The organism is Rhodococcoides navarretei (assembly GCF_038069675.1).
Taxonomy (GTDB): domain Bacteria; phylum Actinomycetota; class Actinomycetes; order Mycobacteriales; family Mycobacteriaceae; genus Rhodococcoides; species Rhodococcoides navarretei.
On the sequence record NZ_JBBPCN010000001.1, the window covers coordinates 50,792 to 63,935 of the forward strand.

The 13,144-nt window shown below is 63.9% G+C and carries 11 protein-coding genes; 5 read left to right on the top strand and 6 right to left on the bottom strand.

The window, feature by feature from the left end:
* Nucleotides 1-97 precede the first annotated feature (97 nt).
* Nucleotides 98-3,409 (bottom strand): bifunctional lysylphosphatidylglycerol synthetase/lysine--tRNA ligase LysX, encoded by a 3,312-nt coding sequence (gene lysX / locus AABD04_RS00220; RefSeq protein WP_341439781.1) that lies wholly within the window; start codon nucleotides 3,407-3,409, stop codon nucleotides 98-100.
* Between the two features lie 264 nt (nucleotides 3,410-3,673).
* Between lysX and AABD04_RS00225 the strand changes: the two genes are divergently transcribed.
* Nucleotides 3,674-4,657: a hypothetical protein gene (locus AABD04_RS00225; protein WP_341439782.1), complete on the top strand. Its 984-nt coding sequence runs from the start codon at nucleotides 3,674-3,676 to the stop codon at nucleotides 4,655-4,657.
* Here the strand turns inward: AABD04_RS00225 and AABD04_RS00230 are convergent.
* The 4 genes from AABD04_RS00230 to AABD04_RS00245 form a co-directional block, all read right to left on the bottom strand.
* A complete protein-coding gene (locus AABD04_RS00230; protein WP_341439783.1) occupies nucleotides 4,639-5,193 on the bottom strand; it encodes a GNAT family N-acetyltransferase in 555 nt (184 codons plus the stop codon). The genes AABD04_RS00225 and AABD04_RS00230 overlap by 19 nt on opposite strands.
* A 138-nt stretch (nucleotides 5,194-5,331) precedes the next feature.
* Complete coding sequence (locus AABD04_RS00235) at nucleotides 5,332-5,751, bottom strand: TIGR03668 family PPOX class F420-dependent oxidoreductase (RefSeq protein WP_341439784.1); 420 nt, start codon at nucleotides 5,749-5,751, stop codon at nucleotides 5,332-5,334.
* Nucleotides 5,752-5,765: 14 nt separating this feature from the next.
* A complete protein-coding gene (locus AABD04_RS00240; protein WP_341439785.1) occupies nucleotides 5,766-7,151 on the bottom strand; it encodes a putative bifunctional diguanylate cyclase/phosphodiesterase in 1,386 nt (461 codons plus the stop codon).
* Nucleotides 7,152-7,250: 99 nt separating this feature from the next.
* Nucleotides 7,251-8,309: a substrate-binding domain-containing protein gene (locus AABD04_RS00245; protein ID WP_341439786.1), complete on the bottom strand. Its 1,059-nt coding sequence runs from the start codon at nucleotides 8,307-8,309 to the stop codon at nucleotides 7,251-7,253.
* Between the two features lie 47 nt (nucleotides 8,310-8,356).
* On the opposite strand from AABD04_RS00245, the gene AABD04_RS00250 reads away from it, so the two are divergent.
* The 4 genes from AABD04_RS00250 to AABD04_RS00265 all read left to right on the top strand — a co-directional run bounded on the left by AABD04_RS00250 (nucleotide 8,357) and on the right by AABD04_RS00265 (nucleotide 12,565).
* Nucleotides 8,357-9,553 (top strand): MFS transporter, encoded by a 1,197-nt coding sequence (locus AABD04_RS00250; RefSeq protein ID WP_341439787.1) that lies wholly within the window; start codon nucleotides 8,357-8,359, stop codon nucleotides 9,551-9,553.
* A 176-nt stretch (nucleotides 9,554-9,729) separates the two neighbouring features.
* Nucleotides 9,730-10,758, top strand: a complete 1,029-nt coding sequence (locus tag AABD04_RS00255; protein ID WP_341442907.1) for an ABC transporter substrate-binding protein — start codon at nucleotides 9,730-9,732, stop codon at nucleotides 10,756-10,758.
* Nucleotides 10,755-11,780 carry a FecCD family ABC transporter permease gene (locus AABD04_RS00260; protein ID WP_341439788.1) on the top strand — a complete coding sequence of 342 codons (1,026 nt, stop codon included), beginning with the start codon at nucleotides 10,755-10,757 and terminating at the stop codon, nucleotides 11,778-11,780. The genes AABD04_RS00255 and AABD04_RS00260 overlap by 4 nt, the downstream gene beginning before the upstream one ends.
* The gene (locus AABD04_RS00265; RefSeq protein ID WP_341439789.1) at nucleotides 11,777-12,565 is read left to right on the top strand and encodes an ABC transporter ATP-binding protein; all 789 of its coding nucleotides are present in this window, start codon (nucleotides 11,777-11,779) and stop codon (nucleotides 12,563-12,565) included. Before AABD04_RS00260 ends, AABD04_RS00265 begins: the two co-directional genes overlap by 4 nt.
* Before the next feature lie 74 nt (nucleotides 12,566-12,639).
* Here the strand turns inward: AABD04_RS00265 and AABD04_RS00270 are convergent, their stop codons facing one another.
* Complete coding sequence (locus tag AABD04_RS00270; protein WP_341439790.1) at nucleotides 12,640-13,110, bottom strand: nuclear transport factor 2 family protein; 471 nt, start codon at nucleotides 13,108-13,110, stop codon at nucleotides 12,640-12,642.
* Nucleotides 13,111-13,144 lie beyond the last annotated feature (34 nt).

Genomic DNA, 13,144 nt, shown 5'->3' on the forward strand with positions numbered 1-13,144 from the left:
GTCACGCTTTGCCGACCTGTTGACTGTTTCACGCTCCAGTTTCCATCATCTTCCCTGTTTTGCCCACCCGGTCGCGTGAACGCGCTTCGGGGGAAGGTCATTGACGCGGTTTGGCCAGGGGAAAGGCGAGTGTCTCGCGAATGCTGCCACCCGTGATGAGCATGACCACTCGGTCGACGCCCATGCCCAGACCGCCGGTCGGCGGCATTCCGTGCTCGAGGGCTTGCAGGAAGTCCTCGTCCAAGCTCATCGCTTCTTCGTCGCCGCCGGCCGCCAACAGCGACTGTTCGGTGAGGCGCTGCCGCTGATCGACAGGGTCGGTCAGCTCGCTGTACGCGGTACCCAGCTCCACGCCCCACGCCACGAGATCCCACTTCTCCGCGACGCCCGGGATGCTCCGATGCGGCCTCGTCAACGGCGACATCGACGTCGGGAAGTCCTTGTAGAAGGTGGGGAACTCGGTGTAGTCCTCGACGAGGTGCTCGTACATGCCCTGCGCGACGGCCCCTACATCCCAGGTCTTCTCGTACGGAATGTCGTTCTCGTCGCACAGTCGTCGTAGCTCCTCGAGGGGGGTCGACGGCTCGACCGGAACACCCAACTTCTCGGCGACGGCACCGTGCAGAGTCTTGACGGGCCATTCGCCGGAAATGTCGATCTCGATCATCTCCCCGTTCGGACCGTCGGGACGCAGGATGATCTCCCGTCCGTGCGCAGCGACGGCAGCTCGCTGAATCAACTCGCGGCACAACACCATTGCGCGTTCGTAGTCGCTGTGAGCCTCGTATGCCTCGAGGATCGTGAACTCGGGATTGTGTTTGAAGTCCGCTCCCTCGTTGCGGAACACACGCCCGATCTCGAACACCTTCTCCATGCCGCCGACGCACAGGCGCTTGAGATAGAGCTCAGGAGCGATACGCAGGTAGAGATCGAGATTGTAGGCATTGATGTGGGTGACGAAGGGCGCTGCGTTCGCACCGCCGTGCACCTGCTGGAGGATCGGTGTCTCGACTTCCATGTAGCCGCGATCGCTCAGTGAATCACGAAGCGACTTCACCACATTCGAGCGTGCAATCATCAGAGCACGAGCATCCCGATTGATCGCCAGGTCCACGTACCGCTGCCGCACCCGCGCTTCCGGGTCGGTCAGGCCGCGGTACTTGTCGGGCAGAGGATGCAAGCACTTGGCGTTCATTCGCCACTCGGTGGCCAGCAGAGACAACTCACCACGCCTGCTGTATCCGATGGTTCCGCTGACCTCGATGAGGTCACCCAGGTCGAAGTCGGCATCGAATTCCTCTATTCGGTCGCCGACCCGTTCGCGGTCGAACAGCACCTGGATATCGGACGACCAATCCCGGATGACGGCGAAGGACACGCTGCCGTAATCGCGTATGCGCAGAATGCGACCGGCGATCCGCACCGTAGTGCCCTGAGGCGAGGCCACCGCCGCCTCCACCGTGTGCGTCGGAGGATAGGCGACGGGATAGCCCTCGGTGCCCTCGCGCTCGAGGCGATCGAGTTTCGACATGCGCACGCGCACCTGGTCGGGACGCTTACGGCCCGGTATCGGCTCGTCTACGACGCTGTCGGGGCCGCTGCCGTCGGGATGAATGTCGTCCGCGTCGGCGAGAGCCGCAGGCACTGCCTCATGGGATCCGGTGTGCTTCGATGCGCGCCGGAAGGTCGGGAGAGTCAGAAAGCCTTCGGCGATGGCCGACGCGACGCCGACCTTGGGCAACACCCGATTCTCGGCGAAGCACAGGTAGCGCGGCTCCCACTCCGGAAGGTATTTCACGTTCGAGCGATACAGTGCCTCGAGCTGCCACCACCGGGAGAAGAACACCAGCAGGCCGCGCCAGATTCGCAACACCGGCCCGGCCCCGATGCGGCTGCCCTCCTCGAACGCGGCGCGGAACACCGCGAAGTTCAACGAGATCTTGCTGACGCCGAAATGGTCTGCGCCGGTGGCGAGCTCGGTCACCATCAGCTCGATCACCCCGTTGGGCGACGCCGGATCACGACGCATCAGATCGAGTGACGCACCGGTACGACCCCACGGAACCAGGGAGAGGACACCGATCACCTTCTCACCCTGAACCGCCTGCACCAGAAGACAATCGCCGTCGAGCGGGTCACCCAACCGGCCCAACGCCATCGAGAAACCGCGCTCGGTCTCGGTATCGCGCCACGCATCGGCACAGGCAATGATCTCTGCCATCTCCTCCGACGAAATGTCGCGATGACGACGCACGGTGACCACGACACCCGCCTTGCGAGCCCGGGTCACCGCCTGACGCACGGGGCGCATCTCGCGTCCATTGAGATTGAAATCTTTGGTTCTGAGGATTGCTTCGTCGCCGAGTTCGAGGACGCTGAGGCCGGCCCGTTTGTACGCGGTGGCCCCGATTTCACTGGCCCCCATGACAGCTGGGGTCCAACCGTACTTCTCTGCCAGGTCCAGCCATTCGGAGATCGCATGTGGCCAGGCCTCGGGATTGCCGATCGGGTCCCCGCTCGCCAGACACACCCCCACCTCGACGCGATACGTCACCGCCGCCTTGCCGCTGGTGGCGAAGATGACGCCCTTGTCGCGGCGAGTGGCGAAGTAGCCGAGCGAATCGTCGGCGCCCCACTTGCCCAGCAGGCCACGCAGAGCGGACTCGTCACGACCGGTGAGCGCGTTGCTGGACCGCTGAGACCGAAACAACGTGATGACGGCTCCCAGCAACGCCAGCGCTCCGAACAGACCCAACGCCGTGTTGACGATGCCGTTCGGCCGGCCGTCGAACTGCTCGTTGTCCACCGTCGCCAACGCCGTCACGCGATTGAACGCCCACAGAAACGTCTGACTCTCCGGCAGCGACCCGGGGAACAATGCCACCAGAGCCCACCCGACGATCGTCCCGACGGCAGCGCCCAGCACCAGGACACCGAGCGCCTTCCACACCGCACCGCGACGCACCCGTGTGTAGAACTCTTTGCGTGCGGCGATCAACAACCCCGTCACGACGATGTGGACAGCCAGCGCAATCCACGAATTGATGTCCTTCTCCGTGATGCCCTCGACGACATTGGTGATCGCCGTCAACACCAGATAGATCGTCAGCAACCACCAGGCAATGCGCTTACGACTCGCCAACGCCGCCGCCAGCAACCCGACAACCAGAGCCCACGACAGACTCGTATCGGGCGCATCGAAGTAATAGTTGTCCACGTACTCGCGAGGAACGTGAACCAGGAAGCGAAGAGTCGGCGACAGACTCCACAGAAACAACAGCACCGCGAACACGCCGAGCACCAACCCCGCGATATGCGGCACCTCACTCAACCGACCGCGTGCGGGTGGCACGAACGACCGCGGAGCGTTGGAACCGAACCGTTCCGAGGGAATTGCTGTCGCCGTCATATCTCACTCCCGAAGTCAGAATGCACCTGCAAAGTAAACGGTATCCCCGCCGACCCCGAGTCAGTTGCCCATTGCCCGCACCCCCGCCCACTCAATGTGACGTTCAGTGGCCTTTTCGGCAGTCAATGGCACATCGAGTGGACTGGTGTATCGGCTCTGTCGGCCGTTTTGAATTCATCCACAGGGTGTGAGTTATCCACAGGGCAAGTTGTTTCCCGTCGTTGTGTCCGATTTTTGTTCGTGGCACAGCGCATCATCATGTGCATGAAGCGGGGCGGGGCACGAATCGATGCGAAGGTGATCGCGGCTGCGTCGGATCGTGGCTTGGTCAGGACGGCGCATCTACTCGACCTCGGGGTGGCGTCGAAGACCATTGTTCGACGCACCCTGCCGGAGGGAATTTGGTCGCGGGCACTGCCTGGGCTGGTGTTCTTGAAGAACCGATCGTTGACGCCGATCGAACGCGCCGTTGCGGTGTCCATCTACTGCGGGAAAGATGCGGTCATCAGCGGTCGGGCAGGGTTGGCGCTGCACGGATTGGGAACTTCGGTCTCGTTGGAGGAAACGTTCGCACTCATTCCGGAGTCGCAGCATCGCAAGTCCGTGAGCTTCGCGGTGGTAGAGCGTACGTGGCGGATGCCGACGGCGGAGATCAAGTCGGGGCTTCGCGTCGCTCCGATCGTTCGGTGTCTGTGCGACGCGATTCGGCGAATGAAGAACACCGAGCAGTGCATGGCGCTGATTGCCAGTGTCGTGCAGCGAGGAGCTGCCACCGTGGAAGCGATCATGAAGGAACTCGACGCCGGCAGTACACGAGGGACGGCGATGCCGCGACGGGTGCTGCGGGAGTTGGCGGCCGGCGCGCATTCCGTTGCCGAGGCCCAGGCCCAGAAGCTGTACGCGCGCAGCGGACTTCCGGCGATGCAACACAACGTGGTCGTCCACGACGAGCGGGGAAAGTTCCTGTTGATCGCTGACAATTGGCTCGATGACGTTGCATTGGATTGGGAGATCGACTCGCTGGAATACCACCTCTCGCCCGCCGCGCACAGGGCGACGGTGGAGCGTCGTGAACGAGCGCAGAACGCCGGCCTCATCGTTGTGACGCATCTGCCGAGCGATATCCGGGACGATCCGGAACGCGTCCTGTCCGACCTTCGCGCGCGCTACGAGCAGGCCAAGGCGAGACCGCGACCGAACGTGACGGCCCGATCGCGGGAGGACACGACCTATCGACGGTCGGGCTGATACACCCACACCATGTGTTCGCCGGTCTCGGCCGCAGCAGCGATCGGTCGATGCTCGATCCTGTCCAGAACGAAGCCGAGCCGCCTGGGTACGGCCTGACTTCTGAGATTTGCTGCATCACAATGGATTTCGACTCGGACAATCTCGGCCAGGTTCAAGGCCTCACGCATGAGGGCAGCGACGGCCTCGCTGATCACACCACGTCCCTCGGCCTGGACGTCGAGCCAGTAGCCCAATTCGACTCCGTGCGGGCCGATTCTGCGATGCATACCGATCTTGCCCAGAAACGAACCGTCATCCAGGTCGAAAATTCCGTAGTCGAACATTTCCCGGGCATCCCACTGCTCAGCGGCTTCGGTGAGGCGAGCCAGTTGGGCCGAAGGACGGGCGGCTTCTTCGGTCGCCCACCCCATCCACGGCAGAAGGCGAACGAGATTGCGGTCGATCGCATCGGCAATGGCGGTGGCATCGTCGGCCGATTCGCGACGAATGACAAGGCGGTCGGTGACAATCCGATCGGGAGGAGCGTCGAGCATGGTCAGCAGTGTGTCAACAGTGCGTTCGATGCGCCAACGAATTTCAGTGCACTTTCACCCGCCCGCAGTCCACTCGATGTGCCATTGACGGTCAAAAAGGTCACTGAAGGTCACATTGAGTGGTCAACGGGAGGTGGGTCAGGAAGCCGACCACGATCGCCAGGACAGTTTGTCGATGATGATGACCGGTCCCTCGGGTCTGGTGTTTTTGTATTGGCTGTATTTCGTGACCAGGGCTTCCGTGGCCGATGTGCCTTCGTCGCTGGAGGTTTCGACGATGCGGGCGTTTCCGTCGGCGCGGATCCACCAGAGTTGGGACCAGTCGTCGGTGTAGTGGTCGACGATGAGGCTGACGGCGGGGTCGGCGCGGATGTTGTCGAGTCGCTGCAGTTTCCGTGTCGTCTTGGGTTTCCAGTCGATGGCGGTGTAGATGCGGTCACCGGTGGGGGCGACGGCGAACACGATGGGCACCAGGTGCGGTGTGCCGTCGGGGTTGATGGTGGAGAGTTGGGCTCGGGGTGCGTCGGTGAAGCGTTGGACTTCGTTGTCGATCTTCACGTTCGTTCCTCGGGTCATGCGGATTCGCTGTGGGTGCTGTGGCGGGTGATGAACTGTTCGAGTGCCGCCACGGGCATAGGGCGTCCGAGCAGGTGTCCTTGGCCGAAGGTTACGCCCATGTCGGTACAGATCTGCAGTTGTTCGGGGGTCTCGATTCCCTCGATGACAGTGTCTTTCCCGAGTGTGGTCGTGACCTCGACGAGGGCGGTGCAGAGTGTCGTCATGGCGCGACGTCGGTGCAGGTTGTCGCTGTCGAGATGTTGGGTGAGGGATTTGTCGATCTTGAGGGTGTCGACGGGGAGGGTGGCGAGTCGTTCGAGGGAGGAGAAACCGGAGCCGAAGTCGTCGATGGCGATGAGGACGCCCCGGCGTCGGACGTCGCGGAGTTGATAGTGGACTGCGTCGAGATCGTGGAGAGTTCGTGATTCCGACAGTTCGAGTGCGAGCCGTCCGCGTTCGATGCCGTAGGTGTCGACGATGCCGATGACGTCGGTGGCGAGGGACCCGGTGGCGAAGTGGGCCGGGCTGATGTTGACGCCGACTTGGAGGTGGATGTTTCGGCTCTGCCACTCGGCGATCGTGTGCGCGACTTCGGCGAGAATCCACATGCTCAGCGGCACGATGAGGTCCGCGTCCTCGGCGAGAGGGATGAAGGCGTCGGGCATCAGCAGGCCGAGCTGGGGGTGGTTCCATCGGATGAGTGCTTCGGCCCCGACGACCGATCCTGTCGTGAGTTCGACGATGGGCTGGTAGACCATCGTCAGTTCGCGCTCGACCATGGCGGTGCCGCGCAATCGTTCGATGAGTTCGAGTCGGGTGCGGTTGGTGTGGTGCAGCTCGTCGGTGAAGACGTGGTGTTCGTTGCGCCCGACGGCTTTGGCGGCATGCATGGCTGCAGCGGCGTTGTGGAGAAGTTGGGTGGCGTTGATGTCGGCGTCGGTGCTCGACGCGACTCCGACGCTGGCCGTGAGGATGAGTTGCCGAATACCGAGTTCGAATGGGGGCTCGAAGACGCTCGCGAAACCGGCAGCCAAGGCGCGTGCGGCAATGGAGTGGCATCCCCGTGCGATGACGACGAACTCGTCGCCGGTGAGTCGGCCGATGGTGTCGCCGGGGCGGGTGGAAGCGAGGAGCCGGTCGGCGATCATGCACAGCAGTTCATCGCCCTGGGCGGGTCCGAGGGCGTCGTTGAATGCTCGGAATCCGTCGATGTCGACCAGCAGGACGCTGAACTGGCGGTCCGGGGTGCGTCCGTCGATCTCGGCGGCGATGAGGGCGAGGATCTCGGCGCGGTTCGGCAAGCCGGTCAGCGCGTCGCGTTGAGCCGCTGTACCGGACACGGCAGCGGTTCCGGACACTGCGGCGACATGATGGGGCGGCGCGTCGTGCTCTCGACTCACTGTTCCCCCTCATGGCCGGATAGCCAAGAGTGATACTAGCCGAAGAGTTTGCTTCAGCGCTATAAACAGGGAACATCCCCTTTTTTAAGATCTATTACATCACACCGTCCTCGGTTTCGGTGCAGTTTCGGATGCGGTCGATGTCCGCTCTTCGACCCGCCAGATCGCGTTCTCCACGCCGTCGCTGAGCCCGAGCACCCACCGCGCCGCCGACCGACCTTGGTCGAACAGCGACTGCGCAACGGTGGTCAGACCGGCGGCGGCAGCGGCGGGGGAGTCGTCCCATCCGGTGACGGCCAGTCGCGCGGGAACGTCGATTCCGGATGCCGCCGCCGCGTCGAGTGTCCCGAGTGCAAGTTCGTCGCTCATCACCAACAGTGCGTCGATATCGTTGTCGTGCAACAGTAGTCGCGCTGCGCGTTCACCTTCGGCTCGGGTGTTGTCGGTGGTGAACAGGGTAGGGACCGTCGACCAGTCGATCCCGGAGTGCAGACAGGCGTCTCGGTAGCCCTCGAGTCGGGATCGGGTCACCGGCATCGATATGTCCGACGCGTCCGCGCCACGCACGACGGTCGATTCGCGTCGGGTATCGGGTCTGAGAGCGATGACTGCCGGGCGAGATCGGCCGTTCAACGCGGCGATGGCGACGGCGCCGGCGGCTGCCCTGTCGTCGATCGCGATCCAGTTCAACCCGGGGTGGTCGGGCCCACCTTGGATGCACGTCGGGCGGCCGGTCTCGACGAGGACGTCGAGCAGGGGGTCGTCGATCTCGGTGGTCCACACGACATACCCGTCGACCTGTGCGTCTCGGATTCGCGCGATGTCCTTGTCGCGGTGCAGGTTCGGCAACATCACCAGCGCGGTGTCCGCGTCGAGGCAGGCGTCGGCGATGCCGGAGAGAAAGCGTCGCGCCTGGGGATCCTCGAAGGCGTACGTGAGTTTTTCGCCGAGGACGACGCCGATGCTGTTGTGCCGGCCACTGCGCAGCGAGCGCGCGGTGCGGTTGGGACCGGCATATCCCAGGGTGGCCGCCGCCGCGCGCACACGTTCCCGAGTGGCAGCCGAGACCCGGCTCGGTCGGTTGTAGGTGTAGGAGACGCTCATGGTGGACACGCCGGCGGACGCCGCGACGTCGGCCATGGTCACCCGAGTGTTCACCGACCCACTGTAGCGCGTCGCACGACGTGTGTGTAACGATACACAACATGTCTTCGCCGCTTCCGAAGCTGCTGGTGCTCGCCGCAGCCGCGTTCATCTACGTCACGGCGGAAACGCTGCCCGTGGGGTTGCTCCCCGAAATTTCCCAGGACCTCGGTGTGGGCGAATCGGCGGTCGGCCTCCTGCTGACCTTCTACGCGTACGGCGTCGCAGTGATGACGATGCCGTTGATCCGGTTCGTGCGCGAGTGGCCACGACGGCGCGTGGTCGTCATCACCGTTGCCGCACTGGCACTCTCACAACTTCTCTCCGCAGTATCCGTCGGCTATCCGATGCTGGTGATCTCCCGAATGCTCTGCGCGGCAACGCACGGAGTCTTCTGGGCCGTGGTCGCGCCCGTCGCGGCGTCGCTCGCACTACCCGGCAAGCAGGGCAAGGCCATCGCCACGGTGTATGCCGGTACCTCGCTGGCATTGGTCGCCGGCAATCCACTCACCGCCGCGATGGGCCAGTGGCTCGGATGGCGAACGGCAGCAACAATTCTCGGTATCGTGGCCGCAGCCATTGCAGTGGCGTTGTACTTCGTCCTCCCGGCCCTACCGGTCAGCCGGGCGGATTCGGCGACGAAAGAGACACCGCGGGTGCTCGCCGGCTCTCTGGCCATTCTGTGTGGCGTGACGTTCCTGGCCGTCCTCGGTCATTTCGCGGCGTACACCTACTTCTCGGTGATCGTCGACCGGGCGATCGGTTCGGCCGGCACCACACTGACTCTGATGTTGATGCTGTACGGATTGTTCGGGGTGATCGGCATCTGGGTGATCGGCCGAACCTACGACCGGTGGCCCCGGCACTCGACCATCGCCGCTCTGGGCGCAGTGACCGCTGCGGTGGCAGTTCTCTGGTGCACCCTGAGCGGAGCGCCGGGAAGCTGGGCCGTGTTCGCCGTCGGTGCCATCGCGTTGTGGGGGCTGGCATTCACCACCCTCCCGGTGTGTATCCAATCGGCAGTGGTCAGAGCGGCCCCGTCCGATGCGGACAAGGCGTCGGCGATCTACGTCGTTGCCTTCCAGTTGGCGATCGCGACGGGCGCTCTGGTGGGCGGTGTGGTGATCGACCTCAGCGGCATCGTGGCCGTCACCGCTGCTGCAACGGCGCTGGTGGCTGCAGCGCTGGCCGTAGTCGTGTTGGCACGCAGGACCTTTCCCCGCAGCTATGCACAGGAGCCGATGACAGCGCCGCACTGACCGCCGAGGTACCCCGCACGATAAGGTCAGCACGCGACGAACGAGGGAATCCGGTGCAATTCCGGAGCTGGCGCGCAACGGTGACGAGCGAGAGCTCGAAGTCCGAATGCTCGGACGTCGTGATTCACCTCCATCCGCGGCTCCGCGACACGAGCCCTCAGCAGGAAGCTCTGACCATGCGCACCACTCTCGCCGTTCTAGGCGCTGTCTCGATCCTCGTTCTCGCCGGTTGCTCGTCCACTGCGACGACCGCCGCAGCCACCCCGACCACCGGATACTACCCGCTGACCATCGCCAATTGCGGCCGCGACGTCGTCGTCGACGCCCCACCGCAACGTGCGGTCTCGTTGAATCAGGGTTCGACGGAAATCCTTCTCTCACTCGGCCTCGCCGACCGGATGGTCGGCACCGCCACCTGGACCGATCCCGTCCGCGCGAACCTCGAATCGGAGAACGCGAAGGTCCCCAGGTTGGCGGACAACAAGCCCTCCCTGGAGGTGGTGTTGGACGCCGAGCCCGACTTCGTTTCCGCGTCGTTCGGCGGCACCCTCGGTTCGGGAGGCGTCGCTGACAGGGATCAGTTCGAGCAGCTCGGTGTGCCGAGCTATCTCTCTCCCACCGACTGCAACGGCAAGACCGACGACAGCGTCAACTCCGACGGCGCGCGTACATCACCGCTCGAAATCGAGACCGTCTACCAGGAGATTCGCGACCTCGCCGCCATCTTCGACGTGCGGGATCGCGGCGAACGCTTCGTCGGCGAGCTGGAGGATCGCTTCGCGAGGGCATCAGGAGCCGTCGACGCATCGGGTGTGACGCTGGCGTACTGGTTCGCCGATACCGACACCCCGTACATGGCCGGATGCTGTGGATCGTCGGGCATCATCACCGGATCCGTCGGTGCCCAGAACATCTACGCCGACACCACCGACGAATGGCCACAGGTCAATTGGGAGAGTGTGCTCGATCGCAATCCCACCGCGCTCGTGCTCGCCGATCTGAGCCGACGGAGCATCGCCGGTGATGCTCTCGACAGCAAGATCGCCTTCCTGGAGTCGAATCCCGTGACGAGTCGGCTCACCGCCGTCGAGGACGAGCGGTACATCGTCGTCAACGGTGCCGACCTCAACCCCTCGATCCGGACGATCGACGGGGTCGAGAAAGTTGCTGCCGCTCTGCAGAATTGGGGCCTGACCACCCCATGAGCCGAACCGATCGCGGATTGCTGATCCCGCTCCTGCTCGGCGGCGTCGTGGTGTTGGTGCTCTCGATCGGCGTGGCAGTGACGATCGGCCCGGCCAGCGTGTCGGTATCCGATGTGTACCGAGTGATACTGGGGCACATCGGGATCGGCACGGCCGAAGTGAGCCGCATCGAGGACGGGATCGTCTGGCAGCTGCGCCTGCCCCGAACTCTGCTCGCCGCCATCTGCGGCGCCGGCCTGGCCCTGTGCGGAGCCATCATGCAGTCGCTGTTGCGTAATCCGTTGGCCGACCCGTTCGTGCTGGGTATCTCGTCCGGCGCATCCACCGGTGCCGTCGTCGTCGCCGTGCTCGGCGTCGGCGGCGGAGCGCTGTCGCTGTCCACCGGAGCGTTCGCCGGAGCACTGTTGTCGTTCGTCCTGGTGATGCTGCTCGCCGCTGGTGCGGGTGGCGGCAACGACCGCGTCGTACTCGCTGGTGTTGCTGGTACGCAACTGTTCTCGGCTCTGACGTCGTTCATCGTCATCTCCTCGGCGGATGCCGAACAGACCAGGGGAGTGCTGTTCTGGCTGCTCGGCTCCCTGAGCGGTGCCGACTGGACGGACGTTGCCCTGTGCGGCGCAGTGGCGCTGCTGGGAATCGTGGTGTGCCTGTTCAACACCTCGGCTCTCGATGCGTTCACCTTCGGTCATGACGCGGCCGCATCTCTGGGCGTTCCCGTGAAGTGGGTGCGAATCCTGTTGCTGGTCATCACCGCATTGATCACGGCCGCCCTCGTCAGTGCCGCCGGCGCCATCGGATTCGTCGGACTCGTGCTTCCGCATGCCGCCCGCTTTCTCGTGGGGGCGCGTCACCGAAGACTGCTGCCCACCACGGTGATGATCGGCGCGATCTTCATGGTCTGGGTCGACACCATCGCTCGAACGGTGTTCGCACCGCAAGAAATTCCCGTCGGAGTGGTCACGGCACTCATCGGAGTGCCGGCTTTCGCTCTCATTCTGTTCCGGCTCAGGAGGTCCCGATGACACTGCACGCCAACCACATTCGATGGACCCGCGGCGGACACCCGATTCTCGACGGAATCAGCTTCGAGCCGGAACCCGGCGAGACCATCGGCTTGATCGGACCCAACGGGTCTGGTAAATCCTCGCTACTGCGCATCCTCGCCGGCATCGTCGCCCCCGACAGCGGCGACGTGCTGCTCGACGGAGACAATCTCCGCACGTTGCGTCGACGCCGCGTTGCCAGACGTGTAGCGATCGTCGATCAACACTCCGACACCGACGTCGACATCAGCGTCCGCGACGTCGTTCGCCTCGGTCGCATCCCACATCACGGGATCCTCGGCGGCGACGCATCCGACGACGACGCCGCCATCGCACGAGCACTCACCGACACCGCCATGGCGTCGAAAGCCACCCGGCGATGGCACACCCTCTCCGGCGGCGAACGCCAACGAGTCCAGATCGCCCGAGCCCTTGCCCAACAACCCACCGAACTACTGCTCGACGAGCCGACCAATCACCTCGACATCCAGCATCAACTCGACATCCTCACCCTCGTCGCAGGCCTACCGCTGAGCAGTTACATCGCCCTCCACGACCTCAACCTCGCCGCCATGTTCTGCGACCGGATCATCGTCCTGAACAACGGTGCCATCGTGGCGTCGGGAACCCCGAGCGAAGTAATCACCGAACACCTGGTGCGCACGGTATACAACGTGCACGCCTGCGTGACGAATGCCGACAACTACCCCCAGGTGACCTATCGCCGCCCCGGCCCATCCGACCCCGGCGTCCACTCGATGTGACATTGACCCCCGAAAAGGCCACCAAATGTCACATCGAGTACCGGCGGATCGCGCAGTGTCACGCGCCGGCGGATCTAGAGTTGCCGCAGTTTCTTCTCGAATGCGTCGATGCGAGTGGTGTCCTCGAAGAAGTCTTCCTGCGAGATGATTTTCCCCCAGCTCGTGCGGACGAGGAGCACTGTGCGGTTGCTGTAGATCTCGGTGCCGTCGGCTGCGTGGGTTTGGTCGTCGAAGCGGACGAGCAGGGTCATGCGCCACGGTGCACCGCCACTGTAAAGTTCGGTGATCTGGCCTTTGATTCCGGCGGCAACGAAGTCCTGGAAGAAGTTTTCGATGGCCGCGCGGCCGCGGTGTGTGCCCGACCAACGGCTGTCTCCATCGGCGAACTTCAGCACTGCGTTTCGGTGGAAGGACGACAGTAGCGGGCGGTAGTCGCCGTTGTTGAGTGCCTCGATGTCTCGCTGCAGCTTGAGTGTCAGCGCTCGCATCACCAGGAGCTTGACTGCGAAGGCCGTCGAGACGCCGGCCAGAAATCTCAGTTGCATACCCATACGTTTGCCTACCGTTCATCGACGTGTC